Raw genomic sequence first — 23,020 nt, forward strand, 5'->3', positions numbered from 1 at the left:
CGAGACCCACCCCCGACTGCTCGATCATCCCGGCCTTGCGTGGTCCGAGGAAGCCCATGGCAAGCAGCACCAGATCGGCCTTGAGCTGGAACTCGCTACCCGGAATCTCCTTCATCTCCATCCGGCCGTCGTCGGATTTCACCCATTCGATGCGGACACATTCCAGCGCTTCGATCTTGCCGTTGCTTCCGATCGCGCGCTTGGTGACGACCGCCCAGTCGCGCTCGCAGCCTTCCTCATGCGAGGATGAGGTGCGAAGCTTCAGCGGCCAGTCGGGCCAGGTCAGCGTCTTGTTTTCCTTCGCGGGCGGCCTGGGCATGATCTCGAGCTGGGTCACCGACGCCGCGCCCTGGCGGTTCGAGGTTCCCACACAGTCCGACCCCGTATCCCCGCCGCCGATCACAACGACATGCTTGCCCGTCGCCGTGATCGATCCGCGCGGCGCGGCGCGCACCTCGTCGTCGCCTGCCACCCGCTTGTTCTGCTGGGTCAGGAACTCCATCGCGAAGCGGACGCCCGACAGTTCGGAGCCCGGAATCTCCAGCGGGCGCGGATGCTCCGCCCCTCCGGCCAGAACGACCGCATCGTAGTTTTCCCGAAGCGAATCCATCGACACCATCACGCCCACTTCGACGGAGGTGCGGAACTCGACGCCTTCCGCCTCCATCTGCTGCGCACGGCGGTTGATCAGATGCTTTTCCATCTTGAAATCGGGAATGCCATAGCGAAGCAGCCCGCCCAGGCGGTCGTTCTTCTCGAACACCGTCACGGCATGACCGGCGCGGGCGAGCTGCTGGGCGCAGGCAAGCCCCGCCGGACCGGAACCGACGACGGCAACCCGCTTGCCGCTCCGGCGCTTGGGCGGCTGCGGCTGAATCCAGCCTTCTTCCCAGCCGCGATCGACGATCTGGCATTCGATCGTCTTGATCGTGACCGGCGCGTCATCGATGTTGAGCGTGCAGCTCGCCTCGCATGGCGCGGGGCAGACCCTGCCGGTGAACTCCGGAAAATTGTTGGTGGAATGCAGCGTATCCAGCGCCACCTTCCAGTCGTCGGAATAGACCAGATGGTTCCAGTCCGGGATCATGTTGTTCACCGGACAGCCGTTATGGCAGAACGGAATGCCGCAGTTCATGCAGCGCGCCGCCTGATCCTTCAGCTCGTTCTCGGGCAACGGCTTTACGAACTCGTTCCAGTTCTTCAGGCGCTCCTCGGGCTTTTCATAGCCGCGGTCGCGACGCTCGATCTCAAGGAATCCGGTGGGCTTTCCCATTATCTGTTCTCCAGCGCGCGGGCGTTATTCGGCAGCGACCGAGGCGGCGGCAAGCCGTTCCGCCTCGATATCCTGCAAGGCCCGGCGATAATCCTTTGGCATCACCTTGACGAAGCGGGTGACGGCGTTCTGCCAATCGTCGAGCAGGGCGGCGGCCCTTGCGCTGCCCGTGTAGAGCAGATGACGTTCCAGCAGAACCCGAAGCCGCTCCGCATCGTGCCGCAGGACATTGCCCATGCCGCAATCGTCGACATTCAACGAGCGCTGCTGCGGGCGATGACCGTCGTCATCGTCGGCATCGGGACTGATCGCCTCGACATCTACCATCGCCATGTTGCAGCGCTGGCGGAACAGGCCATCGTCGTCGTAAACATAGGCGACGCCGCCGGACATGCCCGCCGCGAAGTTGCGCCCGGTCTGCCCCAGCACGGCAACGACGCCGCCCGTCATATATTCGCAGCCATGGTCGCCCACGCCCTCGACGACGGCGGTCGCGCCTGAATTGCGAACGGCGAAACGTTCACCGGCCACGCCCTGCAAATAGGCCTCGCCGGCGATGGCACCGTAAAGCACGGTGTTGCCGACGATGATGTTCTCCGACGGCACGCGCTTCACGCCTTCTGGCGGGCGCACGATCACGCGGCCACCGGATAGCCCCTTGCCCACATAGTCGTTGGCGTCGCCGGTCAGCTCGATCGTCACGCCATGGGCGAGGAACGCGCCGAAGCTCTGCCCCGCCACGCCGTTGAAGCGGATGAAGATGCTGTTGTCGGCAAGGCCGGCATGGCCATATCTGCGGGCGACCTCGCCCGACAGCATCGCCCCGACCGTCCGGTTGACGTTGCGGATTTCCCGCTCGATCCGGACCGGCTCGCCGTTTTGCAGCGCGGGAGCCGCCGCCTCGATCAGCTGCTGGTCAAGCGCCGCTCCCAGGCCATGGTCCTGACCTTCCGTGTTGTGCAGCGGCGCGCCTTCGGCGACGGGCGTCTGATAAAGAATGCGGGAGAGGTCCACGCCCTTCGCCTTCCAGTGCGACAGGGCGTTGCGCATGTCCAGACGATCGACGCGGCCCACCATTTCAGCGACGGTGCGAAAGCCGAGTTGCGCCATGATCTGGCGAAGCTCTTCCGCGACGAAGAAGAAATAGTTGACGACATATTCGGGCTGGCCGGTAAAGCGCGCGCGCAGCACCGGGTCCTGCGTCGCAACGCCGACCGGGCAGGTGTTCAGATGGCATTTGCGCATCATGATGCACCCGGCGGCGATCAGCGGCGCGGTTGCAAAGCCGAACTCGTCCGCGCCCAGCAGCGCGCCGATCGCGACGTCCCGGCCGGTGCGAAGACCGCCATCCACCTGCACGGCGATGCGGCTGCGAAGGCCGTTCAGCAGCAAGGTCTGCTGGGTTTCGGCAAGGCCGATCTCCCATGGCGAGCCGGCATGGGTGAGCGAAGTAAGTGGCGATGCGCCCGTCCCGCCTTCAAAGCCGGAAATGGTGACATGGTCCGCCCGGGCCTTGCTGACACCGGCAGCGACAGTGCCGACCCCGACTTCCGACACCAGCTTCACCGAGATGCGCGCGCCGGGGTTTACGTTCTTCAGATCGTGGATGAGCTGGGCCAGATCCTCGATCGAATAGATGTCATGGTGCGGCGGCGGCGAGATCAGCCCGACGCCCGGCGTCGAATGGCGGACCTTGGCGATGTTCTTGTCCACCTTGTGACCGGGAAGCTGGCCGCCCTCGCCCGGCTTTGCGCCCTGCGCCATCTTGATCTGGATGTCGTCGGCGTTCACCAGATATTCGGCGGTGACTCCGAAACGCCCCGACGCCACCTGCTTGATCGCCGAACGCATGGAATCGCCATTGGGCAGCGGCTTGAAACGGTCTGGCTCCTCGCCCCCCTCGCCCGTGTTGGAGCGGCCGCCGATGCGGTTCATGGCGAGCGCGAGCGTGGTGTGCGCTTCCCGGCTGATCGAGCCGAAGCTCATCGCGCCGGTGGCGAAACGCTTCACGATCTCGCTCGCGGGCTCCACCTCCTCGATCGGTATGGGGTTTTCCGCAAGCTTGAAGTCCATCAGTCCGCGAAGGGTCAGCAGACGCTCGTTCTGCTCGTTGATCTCGGCTGCGAAGGCGGCATATTCCGAAGAGACATTGCCGCGCACGGCGTGCTGAAGCCGCGAGACCGACTGCGGCGTCCAGGCATGCTCCTCTCCCCGGATGCGATAGGCATAATGCCCTCCGACATCGAGAGCGGAGGCATAAATCGGGTTGTCACCATAGGCGTCGCGGTGGCGGCGAACGACTTCCTCGCCCACTTCCTTCAGGCCGATGCCCTCGATCGTGCTTGCGGTGCCGGTGAAATATTTCTCCACAAAGGCGGAGTTCAGGCCCACGGCATCGAAAATCTGCGCACCGCAATAGGACTGGTAGGTGGAAATGCCCATCTTGGACATCACCTTCAAAACGCCCTTGCCCACGGCCTTGATGTAGTTCTTCTGAACTTGCGCGGCAGAGAGCGGCAGCTTGCGCCGGATGCGGATTTCCTCGAGCGTCTCGAAGGCGAGCCAGGGGTTGACCGCCTCCGCGCCATAGCCGGCCAGTACGCAGAAGTGATGCACCTCGCGCGCCTCGCCCGTCTCGATGACGAGGCCGGTCTGCATCCTCAGGCCCTGGCGGATCAGATGATGGTGGACCGCCGCCGTCGCCAGCGCGGCAGGGATTGCGATGCTTTCGGACGAGGCCATACGGTCCGACAGGATCAGGATGTTCTGATCCGCCAGCACCGCGTCCGTCGCCTCGTGGCAGATGCGCTCGATGGCCTTTTGCAGCCCCTCGGCGCCCTCTGCCGCAGGCCAGGTCATGTCGATCGTCTGAGTGCGGAAAGCGCCGTCCAGCGTCTCGGAAACCGAGCGGATCTTGGCAAGGTCCGCATCGGTCAGGACCGGCTGCGACACTTCCAGCCGCTTGTGCGTGCCCGCATGATGGCCCAGCAGATTTGGCCGGGGACCGATCATCGACACCAGCGACATCACCAGTTCCTCGCGGATCGGGTCGATCGGCGGGTTGGTGACCTGCGCGAAGTTCTGCTTGAAATAATCGTAGAGCAGCTTGGGCCGCGCGGAGAGCACGGCAATCGGCGTATCAACGCCCATCGATCCGATGGGATCGTCGCCCGCCTCGGCCATCGGCTCCAGAAAACGGCTGACGTCTTCCTGCGTGTAGCCGAACGCCTGCTGACGATCGAGCAGCAGCGAAGGATCGTTCGCAGGGGGTGCATCCGCGCCTTCAACGACGGCGGGAAGCTCCTCCAGCTTGTATTGGGTCTGCTTCAGCCATTCCTCATAGGGCGCGGCCTCGGCGAGATCGCGCTTGATCTCCTCGTCCTCGATGATGCGTCCCTGCTCCAGGTCGATGAGCAGCATCTTCCCGGGCTGAAGCCGCCATTTGCGGACGATGCGTTCTTCGGCAATCGGGAGCACGCCCGATTCCGACGCCATGATGACATGATCGTCGTCGGTCACGATGAACCGGGCCGGACGCAGGCCGTTGCGGTCAAGCGTCGCGCCGATCTGCCGCCCGTCTGTGAAGGCGATGGCGGCAGGGCCATCCCACGGCTCCATCAGCGCAGCATAATATTCATAGAAGGCCTTGCGCTTGGCATCCATCAGCGGATTGCCGGCCCAGGCCTCGGGAATCAGCATCATCACCGCCTTTGCCAGCGGGTATCCCCCCGCGACCAGCAGTTCCAGCGCATTGTCGAGGCAGGCGGTGTCGGACTGGCCATGCGGAATGAGCGGCCACATCTTGTCCAGATCGGGGCCGAGAAGGTCCGACTCCAGCGTGCGGCGGCGCGCATTCATCCAGTTGACGTTGCCGCGCACGGTGTTGATCTCGCCGTTGTGCGCGATCAGCCGGTAAGGATGCGCCAGCTTCCATGACGGGAAGGTATTGGTCGAAAAACGCTGGTGAACCATCGCCAGCGCCGACTTGGCGAGCGGGTTGGCCAGATCGGCGTAGAAGCTGCCGACCTGGCCCGCGAGCAAGAGGCCCTTGTAGACCACTGTCCGGCTTGAGAAGGACGGCATGTAGAACTGGCTGAGTTCCGGCAGGTTCTGCTTTTTCGCGATCTCGGCGAGCGGATTTTGCGTCTGCTTGCGGATTGCGAGCAGCTTGCGCTCGAACGCATCCTGGCCCTTCACATTGTCGCCCCGCCCGACGATCGCCTGGCGGATGACGGGCATCTCTTCCAGAACGGTCTTGCCAAGGCCCTCGGTGTTCACCGGCACGTCGCGCCAGCCGAGAAGCACCTGCCCTTCGTTGCGAACGAAACGGCTGAACTGTTCGACCGCGACCGTCCGCGCATTCTCGTCGCGCGGCATGAAGCACATCGCCACCGCATAGTCGCCGGGTTGCGGCAGGACGACTCCGGCGCCTTGCGCCCAGTCGCGCAGCAGTTCGTCGGGAATCTGGATCAGAATCCCGGCGCCGTCGCCAACCAACGGGTCAGCGCCCACCGCGCCGCGATGGTCGATGTTGAGAAGAATCTCGAGCCCGCGTCCAATGATCTCATTGGATTTGCGGCCCTTGATGTTGGCGATGAAGCCAACGCCGCAGGCATCGTGCTCGTGAATAGGATCGTACAGACCCTGCTTCTCTGGTAACGACATCTTCAACACAACCCCTGTTGCCCGCATTTCGTAGCGAGTGAAAAGCGCGGCGCCTCATACCGAAAATCTGGCCGCTGACAAATGCCGAGCTACGAACGGCAGCAGGCGAGGTTATACACGCCGGGCCAGCAGCGGCAGATCATTAACGATCTCCGCGCATCTGACATAACCTCGGTGGAATCTGCAACCCCCAAGGGGTGGCGATGGCCCTAAAGCCACCATGTCCGGCCATCAGAGGCCATGCTCAGCGGAGCTGACGCCCCGCCCGCACCTCGCGATGCGCGTGATCCAGAAACTCGTCCAGATTCGCCCAGCCGTCGCCGTCCGCATCGCCCCAGCCATCGTTACGCGCAGGGTCCAGCCCGTTCGCGACTTCCCAGGCGTCCGACATGCCGTCGCCATCCCCGTCCCGATATGGCGTGCCCGAGGCAATGGAGGGAAGCTGCCTGACGGCGTCCTTGGCGATGATGGAGCCGGTCCGCCTCATCACCTCGCTCACGATCTTCTGGTCAAATCCGTCACGGGGGAATGCGCCGGCGCCTGCCAGCACCGCATTATATGCCTGGCGGGCTGGCATCGCGCCCGACGCGAGCGCACACACCGGCTTGTTCACCACCGCGATGGTCGCGGGGTCGGTCGTCATGCGGAATATGCCGTCAAGCTGATTGCCCGAATGATAGATGCGGGCGATGCCCGTGGAGCCGATTGTCTGCCGGTCGATCGCGCCGATCGCGCCCGAGGTGTTCGGCCCGGCGCGGAAATAGTTGTTGATGATGTTGACCGGCGTTCCCCCGGCGCTCTCCCATATCTCGGCGAACTGCGAACCGGCGTTGTAGAAGACGTTATTGACGATCTCCACGCACGAATCAGGCGGGAAATTGGCGTCCGGATTGCGGTCGCCATTGTGCGCGCACAGATTCTTCACGAAGCTGAAGCGTTGCGGGCCGCGCGGATCGCTTGCAAGCAGCGCGCATTTATCGTGCCTAGGGATTCCCTCGGCGAATATCGACCATGACACGGTGATCAGATCGTTCTGGCCCTGTCCGTTGACATTCTCGTCCAGCGCCCATGAGCCGCTGACATGATCGAGGATGACATTGCTGCTGTCCTCGATCGTGAAGGCGTCGTTTCCACCCCTTTCCTCACCATTTCTGTCCGTCCGGACGCGAATGTGCCGGACGACGACGTCATGCGTGCGCTTGACCACCAGCGGGGTGAAGCCATTGGCTCCTCCCGCATGGGTCAGCAATATGCCGCCGCCGGGCGCGGTCTGCCCGGCGATCGTCAGATAGGGATTGCGGATGACAGGCGGCTCACCCGTGAAGCGGATGACGCCGCCCACGGTGAATACGCAGGTTCGAGGCCCCTTTGCGTCAATGCAGGCGCGCAGCGAGCCAGGCCCCGAATCGTTCAGGTTGCTCACCTTGATGACCGCGCCGCCCCGCCCGCCCTGGGCCTTGCGGCCAAAGCCTTCCGCGCCGGGAAAGGCATCGGGAGCCGCCGTGGCGGGAGGCGTACAGGACGGAAGAACGGCAGCGAAGGCGATCAGTAGCCGGGCGGTTCTCATGGATACTCCAACATCGGTCAGTAGCGCAGCCGCAGTCCCACCCCCGCCCCGGTGCGCTTGAAGTCTTCAAGATCGATCCGCGCGTAACGCTGCGCATAATTGGCGTTCACGAAGATCGAAATGTGGCGGTTCATCAGATATTCGACTTCACCGCCCACCGATGCCGTCGTCTCCCGCTGATCGGCTGCCCCGCCGCGATAGGAGGTGCGACGCACGCCCCCCCGAACGCTCATCAGCAGATTGTGGCGAATCTCCTGATCCAGCCGCAAGCCGATGCGCGTGTCGATACGTCCGCCCGCGCCCGACTGCACGGTGGCGACATCGCCCCGGAAGACATCGGCGGTGATCGCCGTCCGCTCGTCCGGCGACCAGGTGATCTTGCCGTTGGCGGCAAAGCCGGAAAAGGAACGGAGGGTCGGGTCATCGGAATTGGTGCGGAAAAGACCGATGCCTATCTCGCCGCGCCACTTGGTGCCGATGTCCAACCCCGCCCCCGTGAGGAAGCCGAGGGTCGTTGCATCGCGGTCAAGCCCGCTCCGGTCGACGCTGAGCCGGTGATCGCGGCGGTTGACGAAGCCCAGAAGGAACACGTCCCGCCCGGCCGCAAGCTGCGCCGACACGCGCACCGAGCCGCGCCAGGTGGTGAGATCGCGGTCGCTCTCATCCGGCGCGAGATAGTTCTGGCGCTGCACGCCGCCCTGCGCCCCGATGCCGATCCGGTTGAGCTTGTAGCTATAGCCGAGTTCGCCGCTCAACATGTCGATCTTGCGCGGCGGCAGATTGGGGTTGCGGGTCGCCTCCGGATCGGCCCTGCTCTCCACGTCCCGGTCGAACCGCGCGCCAAAGGTCAGGCGGTGCGCGCGGTTGAGGCCGTAATCGCCCTTGGTGCCCAGCCCGAAGGTCGTCCGGCTTTCCCGGCCGTTGTCGGTATATTCGCGATGATCGGCATGGATGTCGGACTTCAGCCGCACGTCGCCGAACTCCGACGTCGCGTCGATGCGTGGCGCGATGCTGACGATGATGTCGTCGTCCTCGTTCGCCGAGGTTGCGAACACGTTGCTTTCATACACGCTCTGCACGCGCAGTTCCGGCGCGATCGTGGTCGTGCCGAAACGCATCCTGCGCGGTTCATAGCCCGGACGCGGTAGATCAAGGGCCGAGGTTCCCCGATCAACCTCCTGCGCCGAGGCTGCGCCAAGCGGCAGGAAAAGAGCCAGCAGCGAAACGGATATGACGGCCGGGCGGCCAGTCCGGGAAAACCGCATCACCACGCTCAAAACCAGTCCTCCGGAACGAATACGGTGTCGCCAGGCATCACCGGCGTCTGCGGCGTGGCCTGACCCTTGATGATCTTGTCGCCCTCGTTCCGCGTGATCGAGGCCGATTTGGAATCAGCCCTGAAGGTATAGCCGCCCGCGATCGAAACCGCGGTCAGAACCGACATGCCGGGCACATAGGCATATTGGCCGGGGCGCTGCACCTCTCCCAGAATGAAGAAGGGACGATATTTCAGCACCTGAGCGCTGACGCTCGGGTCCTTGATCACGTCGCGCTGGCGCAGGTTGTTGGCGATCAGCGCCTCAAGCTCCTGCGTCGTCTTTCCGCGCGCCGGTATTTCGTCGACGAGGGGAAGCGAGATCGTCCCCGCATCGCCCACCACATAGGTGTTCGTCAGCGCGTCAAGCCCGAAGACAGAGATGCGGACTTCGTCCCCCGCCCCAAGGCGATAAACGGTCTGCTCCATCTTCTGGATCGGCGGCAGATTACCTTGCGGAGACGAACAGGCCGCCAGAACGGCGGAGCCCGCCGCGATCAATAGTACATGTCGGATCATCATACCCCCTCCTTGGACACCCCTGCCACAAAGGCGCAATTACAAGCGCATCCTACCCCATCGTGCGCGCACCGCTTCATTGTCTTTGGAGGTACCCTTACTGGTGCGCGTTGTTTGGGGAAGATAATTTCCCCAATACGATGACCAACGCAAGCACCAATGGGACCATCCACATGCGCGCGTACATGTGCGGACTCGCGACGGAGAAGATCAGGAAGGTGGAAAGCACCGACAGGCCAAGCGCCGCCGCCTGCCTGTCCACCCAATAGACGCGCACCACGCTCACCCCGGCGATGGTCAGGAGAAGCATCCAGCCGAGCAGGGCCAGCAGCCCGCCTTCCGCCCAGAGGAGCAGATACATGTTGTGGACGGGCACCTGCGTGGGGCTGACGACGCGATACTGGTCAACCCCGATCCCGACGAACATCGTGTCCTCCACGATCTCCCAGGCTTCGAGGATCAGGTCCATCCGGCCCGTGAACGTGCCGGCCTGGCTCATGTCGCCCGTCTCCAGCGCCTCGCCGACGCGGCCCTGGAAAACCTCCGGAAGCTCAAAGCCCGAGGCAAGGAGAACCGCCCCCGCCACGGCGAGCACCAGCGCGGCCTTCAGCGTCTGGCGCGTGCCGCCGACGATCAGGAACAGGAACAACACGATGAGCGCGCTGACAAAGCCGGTGAAAGAGGCGGACAGCACAAGGCCCAGCGCCAGAACCGCTCCCGTGACGTACACGGAAATCAGCGAAAGTTGGCCCCTGGCCCGCAGATAGAAGGCGAACGGCAGCGCCATGGCGATGACGGCGGCGTTCCAGTTCGGCTGACCGACGAACGCCCCCAGCCGGCCGCCGCCGGTGATGAAATTCTCGGATATCTTCTGATATTCCTGATAGCTGGCTTCATAACCATAGAAGATGGCCGCCCCAAAGGCCTCCATCAGCACAACACCGGCGATCATCGCCTTCGCGCAGACGAGCGCCCTTCTGTCGCTCCCCGGCTCTCCGAAAACGAACGGCAGGAGGACCAGGCCGAATCCATATTGCGCCGCCGCAACGAGCCAGCGGACCGGATCGCCGTTCATCACGCTGCCGATGAACAGGCCCAGGATCATGATGACGTAGGCGGACAGCCAGTAGAGCGTCGTCGGCCCGAACGGCCGCGTCTGGACATGGCCGCTGCTCATAAGCAGCGCTGCGGCGATCATGAACAGGATGTCGCTTGTGGTGACGAACACCTCGGCTGGACGCCACTCGACATAGGGCGACAGCAATGTCGCCAGCGCCGCAAAGAAAAGCGCCAGCTTGAGGAGAGAAGAAGAGGATTCCCTTGTATTCGCGTACACTGGGGCGGCAGAATAGGCGGGACGGGTGCCTGCCATCAAGCCTCCTGCGGCTCCGCTTCCAGCCAGCACCCCATGTCGCGGCCAAGCATCTTGCTCAGTTCCGCCACGTCATAGGCGTAATATTCGCTCAGGCGGCGGCGCAGATCATCGGTCAGAGGGGGATAGTCGACCGGCCGGGCGAACTTGCTGCGAGCGGCCTCGAACCAGCTGTTCTGCCGCCACGGTTCCGCAAGATGCTTCACCGGACGGAGCAGCCGTCGAAGCGCGAGCGGAAGCATGGGCGCTTCCTTGAACTTGACCGGCCCACCCACCTTGAGCGAGGGAGTCCGGGGTGCGCCGATATGGTCGCACACCTGGCCGATCACCTCATCCGGGCGGCTCTTGATGTCGTCATAGAGTATGATGCTGATCTGCTCGCGCGGAAAAAAGTCCAGAAAGCGGGACAGATGGCGAAAATAGAGGCCATCTTCCAGAAAGCGCGGGATGCTGGTTTCCGAGCGGATCAGATAGCGTTCGGGATGGGGCGTCACCGCGCCGCGCCGGAAAAACATGCAATAGTCCGAATAGGCGCGATCGATCGGGTTGCGCAGCTGGACGACAAGCCGGGCTTCGGGAAGCCGCTGCGCAATGCGCCGCGCAGCCTCCGGATGGGCGAGATAGTCGGCCGATTTCTCGCCGATCACCTGGTCCGCGTCGGCGGCGGCGAAGAAATCTTCGTACCAGTCCGGCCCGCGGTGGAATTCGGTGCTGAAATAATGCGGCTCAGGCCCCGGCATGAAAATGCAGGGGTTGTGCTGCAACTGATAGTTTATCCATGTCGTCGCCGATTTGGCAGCGCCGATCACGATAAAGTTCGGGAGGGTGGGACCGGGCACTGGCTGCTCCTTCACCGGGCTGCCGCCGTCAGCACCGACCGCGCGACCTGGCCTATCCTGACCATTTCTATTTCCTGAAACATGTGATCCACCTGAAACATGATGCTTGTCTCGCCCAGCGCCCGCGCCTGGTCCAACGGCGCGACCGTGGCCTCCCCTGCCCCCGCAAACGCCCCTTCCCGATAGATTTCCGGGCAGGTGCCGGTGAAGCAGGGCGCACCGGCTGCATTGATTTCGGCAACGATCCTGTCGCGGGTCCAGCCCGGCGCAAGCCCGGCCGTTTCGATGAAGGCATAATATTTATAATAGGAATGGTCGACGCCTTCCGGCGGCACGGCAAGCCTTACATTGGGCAGGTCCGCCAGCGCGCTTTCCAGGATCGCCGCATTCCGCCGCCGCGCGGCAAGCCATTGGGGCAGCTTGCCGAGCTGCTGAAGCCCGATCGCCGCCTGCATCTCCGTCAGCCGGAAGTTCGTTCCAAAGGAGTCGTGGAGCCAGCGGAACGCGTTGCCGGATGCTGGCGATTCAACCGACCGGCGGTTCTTGCCATGATCCTTGTACGACCATGCCACCTCCCATGGCGCTTCCTCCCTGAAGAGGAGCATGCCGCCTTCGCCGCCGGTCGAGATGATCTTGTCGGTGCAATAGGAGAATGCCGACGCGTCGCCGAAGGAACCCACCGGCCGGCCGCGAAGCGCCGCGCCATGCGCCTGCGCGCAATCCTCTATCACCTTCAGGTCATGCGCCCGCGCCAGCGCCATGATCTCCTCCATTTCGCAGGGCCAGCCCGCAAGATGAACGGCGATGATGGCCCGGGTCCGCGGTGTCAGGACGCGCTCTATCGTGGCGGCCGTGATGTTCTGGCTGACCGGGTCGACATCGGCGAAGACGGGGACTGCGCCCAGCGACACCGCGCAGCTGGCCGACGCAATGAAGCTGCGCGGCGTGACCACCACTTCATCGCCCGGGCCGATGCCAAGCGCCCTCAGCCCAAGCTCCAAAGCCAGGGTGCCGTTGGCGAGCGCAATGGCGTGCGGCATGTCGCACAGCAGCGCCATCGCCTTTTCAAAGGCCCGGCACTGGTCGCCATGCTGCAAGGCGTTGACCCGCCCGGATCGCAGGACATCGGCAACGGCCGCGATCTCGTCCTCGTCATAATGGGGCCAGCGCGACCGGATCGCCGGTTGAGCCTGGAGGATCTCGGCCGAATCGGCCGCCTCATGTGAAAGCACGGTGCTCATTTTTGTTATGCCGCGTGGCTGGCGGTGCCCGTCGGCCGCGTCTGGCGCGACCGGGCGAACTGCACCGTTTCGGTTTCGGTCTGGGGTTCGGCTTCCGTTTCCGGCTTCGCTGGAGCGCTGCTCTCCAGCAGGCGGCGGACAAGGGCGCGCGTCTTTGCCGAGTCATTGCTTGCCGAGGCTCGTGCAAGCTCGTCGAACGCATCGTTCAGCGTGACAAGCGGCACCGGAATAGGTTCTGCTTCCTTGATGCCGGAAATGACGGACGGAAGCTGCCGTTCGCCCTCGTCGAACAATTCCTCGTAAAGCTTCTCGCCGGGCCTCAGCCCCACGATGTCGATCTTCACGTCGCGTTCCGGCTCCAGCCCGGCAAGGCGGATCATGCGGCGGGCGATGTCCATGATCTTGATCGGTTCACCCATGTCGAGGACGAATATGCGTCCCCGCCGCACGCCGCCGACCAATGCCCGCGCCGTGCTTTGCAGAATGAGCTGCACCGACTCATGGACGGTCATGAAATAGCGCCGGATATCGGGATGGGTGACGGTCAGCGAGCTGCCGCGACGAAGCTGCCGCTGGAAAAGCGGTATCAACGACCCGCTGGAGCCGATGACGTTGCCGAAACGCACGGTGAGGAAACGCGGGGCGTCCGGATCATCCTGCCCCTCCAGATCGAGAGCCTGGCAATAAAGTTCGCCAAGCCGCTTGGTCGCGCCCATCAGGCCGACCGGGTTGACCGCCTTGTCGGTCGAGACCTGCACCATGGCCTGAACGCCATAGTCCTTGCAGGCATCGGCGACATTGCGCGTGCCCAGGACATTGGTCTGCACGCCCGCGCAGGGATGCTGCTCCACCAGCGGCACATGCTTCAGCGCGGCGGCGTGGAAGACCAGATCGGGCCGATGCTCGGCGAACGCCTGCATCACGGCCGGCCGCTGGCGGATGGAGCAGAGCACGGCCTTCCGCTCGATGTCCGGATGGTTCTCCTGAAGCTCAAGATCGATCGAGTAGAGATTGAATTCGCTGCTGTCTATCAGCACGAGCTGGCTTGGGCGGAGCGGAGCGATCTGGCGCACCAGCTCGCTTCCTATCGTTCCCCCGGCGCCTGTCACCAGCACCCGCCGGCCATGGATCGCCTGGCTCACCACTTCGCTGTCGAGCACCGCCTGCGGGCGGCCCAGAAGTTCGGCCATGTCGATGTAGCGCAGATCCAGTTCGCCCACGCGGCCGTGCTCCAACTCGGCGAGCTTCGGCAGGCATGCGACCTTCAATCCAAGGCTTTCCGCCTGGGTGACGAGGCGCAGCATCGCGGGTCCCCGCAGCCGCTCCGACGATTCGGTGATGATGAGGGAAGCCGGGCGCATGCCCTTGGCCTCCATCTGCTTGACCACTTCCTCCAGCGCATCGGTCGATCCCAAAATGGGTACGCCGCGCAGCTTCATGCGAATGTGGGAGCCGCTGTCGTCCAGAATACCGACGGGCCGGAACTCGGCGTCGGCGCTCGATTCCAGCAGCCGCAGGACCGTTTCGACACGGTCCCAGGGGCCGACCAGAAGCGACGGCCGCCGGTGTGCGCTGTCAGTCGACCGGACGGGACGGCCATGGTCGCCCCGCTGATATTCGCAATACATCCGCCTGGCCACGCGCGCACCGCCCAGCATCACGACCAGCAGCAGCCAGTGGATGACGGGGATCGAGCGCGGCATCCAGTCCAGCCTGCCCAGCACCAGCAGGGCAATGAGGAGGACGCATATCGAAAGCGTTACGCCCTGGACGACCATGAAGATGTCGGCAAGCGAAGTGTACCGCCACATACGGCGGTAGATCCCGATGGTATTGAATACACCGAAGGCGATAAGGGCGAAAAGCGGTGCTGCGACCCACAGGCCCTGCACCACGGCGGGCTCCAGGGCTCCGCTCACCCTGAGCGATACCGCAAAGACGAGCGACGATGCCGCCATTGTGAGGTCGATCGCGATGATCGCGAGGAACCTCATTCGTGCGTTCTGCATCAAAGCCATTACATTGGCGGCCACTTTAATTTTCCCCCGCAGGCAATGGTGGGTCTAAAAAATGTGCCGGTTGCGGTTCTTGGGTCTGGCAAACTCCGGCGGTCCTGCGTTTCATTCTTGTCGAACGCTTGTAAGCCGCCACGATAAGCCCCTGCGGCGGCGTCCATAACCAGACATTTTGGGCAATATGCTTTGTAGATACCCAGCGGTCGGTGGAGTAGCATCCGGGTTCGTAAATGCCCGGAAAGGTCAAAAGGGGTAGGCGCGGCGAAAGAGAGTGGCCCCGATGGATGCGGCATGGCGCCGATGCCGCGACGACGGATCAATTCAGCGCCAAAAGCGCAAAAGGATGATGCCCGGAGTTCCACATAGGATGTCGCAGCCGGCTCGCTAAGTTCCGGCGACGGCGTTTTCGTAAAGTGCAAACATCATGGATGCTGGCCACATCACCTCTGCCTTTTCCCCGCAAGAAGCGAAGGACGCGACCTCTCGTGCGGGGTCTCGCCCCGTGCCCCGTTCTTCACGGACGGACAGCGATCAACCCGCCACCATCTGTTTTCCCTTCGCCGGCGGCATCATGGGCGGAAGCCATATCTCCGCGCTGAAGCTCATCGGGGCGCTGGACCGGAAGAAGTACCGGCCGCTGATCGTCCTGCACGACGATCGCGGCCAGTTCGCCGATTTCCTGCGGGCCGAGGGCGTCGCCTTCGAGCATGCGCCCACGCCCTGGCATCTGGCCCCGGCAAGCCGCGCCGAAACCATCGGCAAGATGATGGGCGCGCCAAAGGCACTGGCCTCGCTCGCGCGCTATCTCCAGCAGCGGGAGGTCCGGATCGTCCATACCAACGAAGGGCCGATGCACGTCACCTGGGGCCCGGCGGCGCGCCTGGCGGGTCGCAAGCTGCTCTGGCATCATCGCAGCAGCCCCCGGGCGAAAGGCCTCAGGTTTCTGGCGCCGCTGCTTGCCCATCGGGTCGCGTCCGTTTCCCGGTTCGCCGCGCCTCGGCCAGGCGTGTTTTCCGCAGCCGGCAGATGCACCGTCGTCCACAGTCCGTTCGACACCGATGCGCCGAAGGCGGACCGTGTCGTCAGCCGGACCGATGCGATCAAGGAACTGGGCATCGCCGCTGAAACGCCCATTCTGGGCTATTTCGGCAATATGGTGACGCGCAAGCGGCCCTTGCTGTTCGTGGAGACGATCGCGGCCATCAACCGCCGCCGCCCGAACAATCCGGCAATCGGCCTGTTGTTCGGCTCTCCGCTGGAAGATGGCCTCTATCAGGCGGTGATCGCACGCGCGGCGGAGTTGGGCGTTTCCGATCACATCCGGATGATGGGCTTTCGCCACCCGTCCGAGCCGTGGATGGCGGCCTGCGACGCCCTTCTGGTTACTGCCGTGGACGAACCCTTCGGCCGCACGCTGATCGAGGCGATGCTGCTCGAAACGCCGGTCATAGCGGCCAATTCGGGCGGCAATCCAGAGGCGATCGAAGACGGGGAGAACGGGCTGATTGTCCCCCCCGATGATCCGGAGAGCTTCGCCGAGGCGGCGCTGGCGCTGATCGATGACCCGGCAAGGGCGAAGCGGATCGCCGTCACGGCGCATGAGCAGGCGCTCAGCCGCTTCGGCGTGGAGCGCCACTGCGCCCAGATAAGCGCGATCTACGACCAGCTTTTGGCGGACGCGGCATGAAAATCCTGCACGCTATCACGGGCCTGAGCGTCGGCGGGGCCGAAAACATGCTCGCCAAGCTGATCGAGGAGGCGAGCACCCGCCAGTCCGCCTATGACCCTTCCGTGCTTTCGCTGATGACCCCGGGCGACATTTCCCAGCGCATCCTGAACTGCCGTGTGCTGATCGACACGCTCGGCATGCACCAGGGGCTGCCGACGCCCAGCGCGCTGGCGAAACTCGTCGGCGTCACCCGCCGCGTTCGGCCCGACATCATCATCGGCTGGATGCACCACGCGGTGCTGGCCGCCACGGCGGCGCAGAGGATGCTGCCATCCCGCCCGCCCGTCGTCTGGAACATCCGGCACTCGCTGAGCGACATCTCGCACGAAAAGCCCATGACCCGCGCGGTCCTGCGGCTCTGCGCAAAGCTGTCGCGCATCCCGTCGGCGATCATATACAACTCGCACGTCGCTGCCCTTCAGTACGAAGCCTTCGGGTTTCCGGCAGGCGCGGCCGTCGTCATCCCCAACGGCTTCGATTGCGACCAGTTCCAGCCCCGTGCCGACGCGCGGGCGGAGTTCTGCAACAGATTCGGCGTGGACGAGAAAGCGACGATCGTCGGCCTCGTCGCGCGTCTTCACCCGATGAAGCAGCCCGAGGTGCTGGTGGAGGCGGTCCGCCGCGCCCGCGCCAAGGGGCGGGACATGCACCTGCTCATCATGGGTAACGGGGCTGATGATCCCAGATCGGATCTCACTCGCACGCTCCACGCCAGCCTGCCCGCCGACCGGTTCACCACCATCGGCCATCAGGAGAATGTCGCCCACTGGATGCCCGCGATAGACATTTTTGCGCTGTCGTCCGGCTGGGGTGAAGGTTTCCCCAATGTCATTGGGGAGGCCATGGCCTGCGGCAATCCCTGCGTCGCCACCGATGTCGGGGACGCGCGCTGGATCATCGGCGAAAACGGCGGCATCGTACCGCCCGGAGAGCCGGAGGCGCTCGCCGACGCGCTGATCGCGCTATACGACATCGGCAGCGAAGCCAGGCAAAGGCTGGGCGAAAAGGCGCGCCAGCGCATCATCCGCGACTTCTCGCTGCCCGAGATCGCCCGCCAGTATGAGGCCCTTTACGATCGGGTACTGGACAGGGCGGCTGCGGCGCAAACCGTGTCTCCCCTGTCGAATGACGTTCGGAATACTGCATGTGCGGGCTGACCGGTATATTCGACCCTCTGTCGAGGGGGGGCGACATAGCGCAGGGCGTCGCGGCGATGACTGCCCGGCTCCAGCATCGCGGGCCGGATGACGACGGACTGTGGGTAGATGCGGAGGCGGGGATAGCGCTGGGCCACCGCCGCCTTTCAATCGTCGATCTGTCGCCGGAGGGCCATCAGCCGATGGCGTCCCATGGCGGACGCTATGTGATCGCCTTCAACGGCGAAATCTATAATTTCAAGAGCCTGCGTGCGGAACTTGTCGCGCAAGGCCATGCCTTCAGAGGCGGGTCCGACACCGAGGTTCTGTTGGCCGCCATCGAGGAGCATGGCCTCGCCGCCGCGTTGAACCGCATTTCGGGCATGTTCGCCTTCGCGCTGTGGGACAGGCAGGAACGGCAGCTGCACCTCGTCCGGGACAGGCTCGGCAAGAAGCCGCTCTATTACGGCCTGAGCGGCGGACGGCTGATCTTCGCGTCCGAGTTGAAGGCGATCATGGCCTGCCCCGGCTTTCGGCCTGAGGTGGACCGCGACGCGCTCACCGCCTATTTCAGATATCAATATGTCCCTGCGCCCCGGTCGATCTGGCGCGGCATATCGAAGCTGCCGCCCGGCCACAGCATCACCATTGACGCAAGCGATATCGGAACGTCCGGGGCCGACGGCCTGCAGCATCTGCCATGCGCCTATTGGTCGATGGAATCGGCGTCCTCGAACGGTGTCGACCACTGCCTGAAGGGTCCGGCCGATGCGATGCTGGACCGGCTGGACGCCGTGCTGAACCATGCAGTCGCGGAGCGGATGATCGCCGATGTGCCGCTGGGCGCGTTCCTTTCCGGCGGCATCGATTCTTCGCTGATCGTCGCCATAATGCAGTCCCAGTCGGCAAAGCCGGTCCAGACCTTCACCATCGGCTTTGACGAAGGTTTTTATGACGAGGCGGCCGCCGCCCGGCGGGTCGCGGGCCATCTGGGGACGGATCACACCGAGTTCGTCGTCACCGCAGCCCAGGCGCGCGACACCATTCCGGATCTGGCGGCGGTCTATGACGAACCCTTCGCCGATCCTTCAGCGATACCCACGATGCAGATCGCGCGGCTTGCCCGCTCCAAGGTGACGGTCTGCCTTTCCGGCGACGGCGGCGACGAGTTCTTCGGCGGCTATGGCCGCTACGCACTGGCAACACGGCTGGGCGACGGGATCGACCGCTTCCCCCGCTGGCTGCGCGGGCTCGCGGGCCATGGCCTTACCGGCCTCCCGGTAGGCTTCTGGGACGCAGCGCTTGGCGGATTGCGTGGAACGCCATTGACCGGCCTCAGGGGCGGCATATCCGGCGACCGGGTCCACAAGCTGGCGCGGCTGCTCGATGCGCGCGATCGGGATGCGCTCTATCATGCGATGATCAGCGTCACTTCCCGTCCGGAAACGCTGGTCCGTGGGGGAGCCGAGCCGTCCGCCCTGTTCGGCGAGTGGTCCGGCCCCTCGCCGCTTTCATCGCCCCTCCATCGCATGATGTACCGCGACGCAGTGACCTATCTTCCCGATGACATTCTGGTGAAGGTCGACCGGGCCAGCATGGCGGCGAGCCTTGAGGTGCGCAGCCCGTTGCTGGATCAGCGCGTGATCGAACTGGCCTGGCGGCTGCCGGTGGAGATGCTTCGCCGCGACGGCGCGGGCAAATGGCCGCTGCGCCAACTCTTCGACCGTTATCTGCCCTCCGAGCTTCGCGACCGGCCGAAGCAGGGCTTCGCCATTCCCGTCGCCGAATGGCTGCGCGGCCCGCTGCGGGACTGGGCGGAGCATCTCTTCGATCCGGCCAGAATGGAAGCCGACGGCCTGCTCAACCCCTCGCCCGTCCGCAGGCTGTGGGAAGAGCATCTCACCGGCTCGCGGAACTGGAGCGCCCGGCTCTGGACGATCGCGATGTTCCAGTCCTGGCGGGAACACTGGCTGGAGTCCGTTCCCGGCAGCGCGGACCAGCAGCAGGCGGAAGCGGCATGAAGGTTCTGGTGCTCGCCAGCCTTGCCTATTCGCTGGTCAATTTCCGGCGCGATTTGCTTGCGGCGATGGCGGACGCCGGTCATGAAGTGATCGCCTGCGCGCCCGATGACGGCGAGGCGGGGATCACCGCCGCGCTCGACGGGATCGGCGTCGGCTTTCGCGACATTCCCATGTCCCGCACAGGCACCAACCCCTTTGCCGATCTTCGCACGCTTTCGGCCTATGTCCGGCTGATGCGGCGGGAGCGGCCGGATGTGGTGCTTGCCTATACGCAAAAGCCGATCATCTATGGAGGCATCGCCGCCCGGATCGCCGGTGTCGGGCGCTTCTTCGCGATGGTCAGCGGGCTTGGCTATGTCTTCACCGACGATGGCGGAAAGCCCCGGCGGCGGCTGCAACGGCTGGTCGCGTCGCTTTATCGCGCAGGCGTATCGCGCGCGGGGGCGGTATTCGTATTCAACCGCGACGACCGGGCCGAAATGCTCCGGCACGGCATATTGCGGCCCGACCAGAAAGTCGTTCAGGTGCCGGGTTCGGGCATCGACACGCGGCGGTTTCAAGCCTCACCCGTGCCCGATGGCGCGCCGGTGTTTCTGCTGATCGCCCGGCTCCTTCGGGACAAGGGGCTTTTCGAATATGTCGAGGCCGCGCGGATCGTGCGCCAGACCCGGCCCGAGGCTCGGTTCCAGATACTCGGCCCGCTCGACCCCAACCCCGCCGGTATCAGCCGTGCCGAGCTGGACGGCTGGATCGCCCAGGGCGATATCGAATATCTGGGCGCAACGCGCGATGTGCGACCCTATCTGCAGGCCTGCACCACCTATGTCCTCCCCTCCTACCGCGAAGGGCTGCCCCGCACGGTGCTGGAAGCGATGGCGACCGGCCGGGCCGTCATCACCACCGATGCGCCGGGCTGTCGCGAACCCGTGGAGCCGGATGTGAACGGCTATGTCGTCCCGGTCCGCGATCCGGCACGGCTGGCCGATGCCATGACGAAGTTCATCGCCGACCCGACCCTTGCCGTCACCATGGGCGCAGCATCGAGGCGCATCGCCGAAGACCGCTATGACGTCCGCAAGGTGAACGCGCTGCTTCTGGAAGCGATGGAACTGAATGGCGGCGGCGCCGCGCCGATGATCGTCTCCCCAAACCGGGGCCGGGGCCAGCGGATGGTGGATATCCTCGTCGCAGGCGTGGCGGCGGTAGTGGCGGCTCCGCTGATGCTGCTGACCGCCGCGGCGATTGCAGTCGGCCTCGGCAGGCCCGTGCTCTTCACCCAGACGCGCGCGGGGCGGAACGGCCGTCCGTTCCGGCTCGTCAAGTTCCGCACCATGACGGACGCGCGCGACCGGGACGGCAGGCTGCTGCCGGACGAGGAGCGGCTGACCCGTCTTGGCCGCTTCCTGCGGCGCAGCCGGGTCGATGAAATCCCCGAACTGTGGAACATCATGAAGGGCGACATGAGCCTTGTCGGGCCGCGCCCGCTGCTGCCGGACACCGTCGATGACATGGGTTCCGACGGCATCCGGCGCGGATTGGTGCGGCCGGGGCTGACGGGCTGGGCGCAGGTGAACGGCAATGCCCGCCTCAGCGGCAAGGACAAGCTGGCGCTTGACCTCTGGTATATAGATCATGCCTCGGTCGCGCTCGATCTGCGGATCATATTGAAAACCATCGGGGTGGTATTCGCGGGGGAACGCATCAACCGCTCCGAAGTCGGGAGGGCCTATGCGGGCGGTCATAGTCGGCGCGGTTGAAAGCACGCGCGTGACGTTGCGGGCGCTGGCGGATGCGCCCGGCTGGGAAGCGGCGGCGCTGATCACCCTGCCTCCGGAGCTGGCGGCGCGCCATTCGGATTTCGTCGACATGTCGGCCGAAGCGGCGGAAGCCGGGGCTCGCGTGATCCACGCCTCCGACAGCAATGCGCCGGACGTGCTTGAGGCCGTGTCGGCCCTTGCCCCCGATTACGTGTTCGTCATCGGCTGGTCCCAGATCTGCAAGCCGGCCTTCCGTCAGGCTGCGGGCGGTCAGGTGATCGGCTATCATCCCGCTCCCCTGCCCCGCCTGCGCGGCCGCGCGGTCATTCCATGGACTATCCTGCTCGATGAAAAGATCACCGCCTCGACCCTGTTCTGGATCGACGATGGAGTGGACAGCGGCCCGATTCTGGCGCAGCGCTATTTCCATATCGCGCCGGATGAAACGGCGGCGAGCCTCTACCGGCAACATATGGAAGCGCTGGATCGGATGCTGAGGGAAAGTCTGCCGATGCTCGCCCAAGGGTCTGCGCCGCGCCTCGTCCAGGATGAACGCCACGCGACCTGGGCGACAAAGCGGACACCTGCCGACGGGCGGATCGACTGGACGCTACCGGCGGCCGAGATCGACCGGCTGATCCGCGCTGTGGGGCGGCCTTATCCGGGCGCATTCACCGAGACAAAGGCCGAGCGCCTTACCATCTGGGCGGCGCGTCCATGGCCCGAATCCGCCCGGCACGCCGCAATGCCCGGTCAGGTGGTCGCCCGCAACGAAGGCGGCTTCGTCGTGCGCTGCGGCGATGGTGGGGCGCTTGAGATAACCGATTTCACAATCGCCTCGGGGCAGCCGCCCCGGCTCCACAGCATGCTTGGATCGGCACGATGAGCGCCCTTGAGAATGTGCGGCGGGCGCTGGTCATAGCGCCCCATCCCGACGACGAGATATTGGGCTGCGGCGGCACGATTGCCCGGCTTTGCGCGGCCGGGGTCGAGGTCCATGTCGCTATCGTCACACGCGGAAAGCCGCCCCGGTTCGATGCCGCCCATGTCCGCCGGGTGGAGGAGGAGGCGCGCGCCGCCCATGATTTCCTTGGCGTTACCCGCAGCCATTTCCTCGATTTTCCGGCCGCCGGGCTGGATCAGGTCTCCCATGCCGAGATCAACGGCGGCATCGCCAAGCTGGTGCAGGAAATCGACCCCGACACATTGTTCCTGCCGTTCATCGGCGACGTGCATGTCGACCATCAGCTGATCTTCACCTCGGGTATGGTTGCGGCGCGCCCCCGCGCCAGCCACTATCCGCGCCGGGTCTACGCCTATGAGACGCTGTCGGAAACAAACTGGTACGCGCCCGGAGTGACGCCCGCCTTCCAGCCCAATATGTTCGTCGACATCAGCGGCTTTCTTCCGCAGAAGCTGGAGGCGTTCGGCCTCTATCGCTCGCAGGTGCAGGCCTTCCCCAACGAACGTTCGGTGGAGGCGCTTCGGGCGCTTGCGATGCTTCGGGGGTCAACCGTCCATCGCGAGGCGGCCGAGGCATTCGTCCTCCTGCGTGAACTCGCCTGAGGGTG

The 23,020-nt window shown here is 64.7% G+C and carries 15 protein-coding genes (1 of these 15 cut by a window edge); 6 read left to right on the plus strand and 9 right to left on the minus strand.

Annotated features, from left to right (window positions below):
* The 9 genes from BSL82_RS03075 to BSL82_RS03115 form a co-directional block, all read right to left on the minus strand.
* On the minus strand, positions 1 to 1,273 hold the 5' portion of the coding sequence (locus BSL82_RS03075; protein ID WP_072595981.1) for a glutamate synthase subunit beta. The gene continues 179 nt to the left of window position 1, outside the view; 1,273 of the gene's 1,452 nt are visible here — the first part of the coding sequence; its start codon is at positions 1,271 to 1,273; its stop codon lies beyond the left edge, outside the window.
* A gap of 24 nt (positions 1,274 to 1,297) precedes the next feature.
* On the minus strand, positions 1,298 to 5,938 hold the full coding sequence (gltB, locus tag BSL82_RS03080) for a glutamate synthase large subunit (RefSeq protein WP_072598568.1): 4,641 nt from the start codon (positions 5,936 to 5,938) through the stop codon (positions 1,298 to 1,300).
* A gap of 244 nt (positions 5,939 to 6,182) precedes the next feature.
* Positions 6,183 to 7,505, minus strand: coding sequence for a pectate lyase family protein (locus BSL82_RS03085; protein ID WP_072595982.1), 1,323 nt, complete (start codon positions 7,503 to 7,505; stop codon positions 6,183 to 6,185).
* A 17-nt stretch (positions 7,506 to 7,522) separates the two neighbouring features.
* Positions 7,523 to 8,776: an outer membrane beta-barrel protein gene (locus BSL82_RS03090; protein ID WP_072595983.1), complete on the minus strand. Its 1,254-nt coding sequence runs from the start codon at positions 8,774 to 8,776 to the stop codon at positions 7,523 to 7,525.
* A 2-nt stretch (positions 8,777 to 8,778) separates the two neighbouring features.
* Positions 8,779 to 9,339, minus strand: a complete 561-nt coding sequence (locus BSL82_RS03095; RefSeq protein ID WP_158010643.1) for a polysaccharide biosynthesis/export family protein — start codon at positions 9,337 to 9,339, stop codon at positions 8,779 to 8,781.
* A gap of 97 nt (positions 9,340 to 9,436) precedes the next feature.
* Complete coding sequence (locus BSL82_RS03100) at positions 9,437 to 10,711, minus strand: O-antigen ligase family protein (RefSeq protein WP_072595985.1); 1,275 nt, start codon at positions 10,709 to 10,711, stop codon at positions 9,437 to 9,439.
* A complete protein-coding gene (locus BSL82_RS03105; protein ID WP_083579008.1) occupies positions 10,711 to 11,550 on the minus strand; it encodes a sulfotransferase in 840 nt (279 codons plus the stop codon). The genes BSL82_RS03100 and BSL82_RS03105 overlap by 1 nt, the downstream gene beginning before the upstream one ends.
* A gap of 11 nt (positions 11,551 to 11,561) precedes the next feature.
* On the minus strand, positions 11,562 to 12,791 hold the full coding sequence (locus BSL82_RS03110; RefSeq protein WP_083579009.1) for a DegT/DnrJ/EryC1/StrS family aminotransferase: 1,230 nt from the start codon (positions 12,789 to 12,791) through the stop codon (positions 11,562 to 11,564).
* A gap of 5 nt (positions 12,792 to 12,796) precedes the next feature.
* Complete coding sequence (locus tag BSL82_RS03115) at positions 12,797 to 14,809, minus strand: polysaccharide biosynthesis protein (protein ID WP_072595987.1); 2,013 nt, start codon at positions 14,807 to 14,809, stop codon at positions 12,797 to 12,799.
* A 499-nt stretch (positions 14,810 to 15,308) separates the two neighbouring features.
* On the opposite strand from BSL82_RS03115, the gene BSL82_RS03120 reads away from it, so the two are divergent.
* From BSL82_RS03120 to BSL82_RS03145, 6 genes are read left to right on the plus strand one after another with little or no spacing between them, the layout of a single operon-like run.
* Entirely contained in the window at positions 15,309 to 16,493 is a 1,185-nt protein-coding gene (locus BSL82_RS03120) for a glycosyltransferase family 4 protein (RefSeq protein WP_226998605.1), read from the plus strand.
* Positions 16,490 to 17,692, plus strand: coding sequence for a glycosyltransferase (locus BSL82_RS03125; RefSeq protein WP_072595988.1), 1,203 nt, complete (start codon positions 16,490 to 16,492; stop codon positions 17,690 to 17,692). Before BSL82_RS03120 ends, BSL82_RS03125 begins: the two co-directional genes overlap by 4 nt.
* Complete coding sequence (gene asnB, locus BSL82_RS03130) at positions 17,680 to 19,692, plus strand: asparagine synthase (glutamine-hydrolyzing) (RefSeq protein WP_072595989.1); 2,013 nt, start codon at positions 17,680 to 17,682, stop codon at positions 19,690 to 19,692. Before BSL82_RS03125 ends, asnB begins: the two co-directional genes overlap by 13 nt.
* Positions 19,689 to 21,449, plus strand: coding sequence for a sugar transferase (locus BSL82_RS20295; protein WP_072595990.1), 1,761 nt, complete (start codon positions 19,689 to 19,691; stop codon positions 21,447 to 21,449). The genes asnB and BSL82_RS20295 overlap by 4 nt, the downstream gene beginning before the upstream one ends.
* On the plus strand, positions 21,421 to 22,335 hold the full coding sequence (locus BSL82_RS03140) for a methionyl-tRNA formyltransferase (RefSeq protein ID WP_072595991.1): 915 nt from the start codon (positions 21,421 to 21,423) through the stop codon (positions 22,333 to 22,335). The genes BSL82_RS20295 and BSL82_RS03140 overlap by 29 nt, the downstream gene beginning before the upstream one ends.
* Positions 22,332 to 23,015, plus strand: coding sequence for a PIG-L deacetylase family protein (locus tag BSL82_RS03145; protein WP_072595992.1), 684 nt, complete (start codon positions 22,332 to 22,334; stop codon positions 23,013 to 23,015). The genes BSL82_RS03140 and BSL82_RS03145 overlap by 4 nt, the downstream gene beginning before the upstream one ends.
* Positions 23,016 to 23,020 lie beyond the last annotated feature (5 nt).

Source organism: Tardibacter chloracetimidivorans, from assembly GCF_001890385.1.
GTDB classification, from domain to species: Bacteria; Pseudomonadota; Alphaproteobacteria; order Sphingomonadales; family Sphingomonadaceae; genus Tardibacter; species Tardibacter chloracetimidivorans.

Bases quoted from the DNA above. Each gene is read 5' to 3' on its own strand.
- BSL82_RS03115 (WP_072595987.1), bottom strand. From the start codon at position 14,809: ATGGCTTTGATGCAGAACGCACGAATGAGGTTCCTCGCGATCATCGCG.
- BSL82_RS03085 (WP_072595982.1), bottom strand. From the start codon at position 7,505: ATGAGAACCGCCCGGCTACTGATCGCCTTCGCTGCCGTTCTTCCGTCC.
- BSL82_RS20295 (WP_072595990.1), top strand. From the start codon at position 19,689: ATGAAGGTTCTGGTGCTCGCCAGCCTTGCCTATTCGCTGGTCAATTTC.
- asnB (WP_072595989.1), top strand. From the start codon at position 17,680: ATGTGCGGGCTGACCGGTATATTCGACCCTCTGTCGAGGGGGGGCGAC.
- BSL82_RS03145 (WP_072595992.1), top strand. From the start codon at position 22,332: ATGAGCGCCCTTGAGAATGTGCGGCGGGCGCTGGTCATAGCGCCCCAT.
- BSL82_RS03125 (WP_072595988.1), top strand. From the start codon at position 16,490: ATGAAAATCCTGCACGCTATCACGGGCCTGAGCGTCGGCGGGGCCGAA.
- gltB (WP_072598568.1), bottom strand. From the start codon at position 5,938: ATGTCGTTACCAGAGAAGCAGGGTCTGTACGATCCTATTCACGAGCAC.
- BSL82_RS03110 (WP_083579009.1), bottom strand. From the start codon at position 12,791: ATGAGCACCGTGCTTTCACATGAGGCGGCCGATTCGGCCGAGATCCTC.
- BSL82_RS03140 (WP_072595991.1), top strand. From the start codon at position 21,421: ATGCGGGCGGTCATAGTCGGCGCGGTTGAAAGCACGCGCGTGACGTTG.
- BSL82_RS03100 (WP_072595985.1), bottom strand. From the start codon at position 10,711: ATGGCAGGCACCCGTCCCGCCTATTCTGCCGCCCCAGTGTACGCGAAT.
- BSL82_RS03095 (WP_158010643.1), bottom strand. From the start codon at position 9,339: ATGATCCGACATGTACTATTGATCGCGGCGGGCTCCGCCGTTCTGGCG.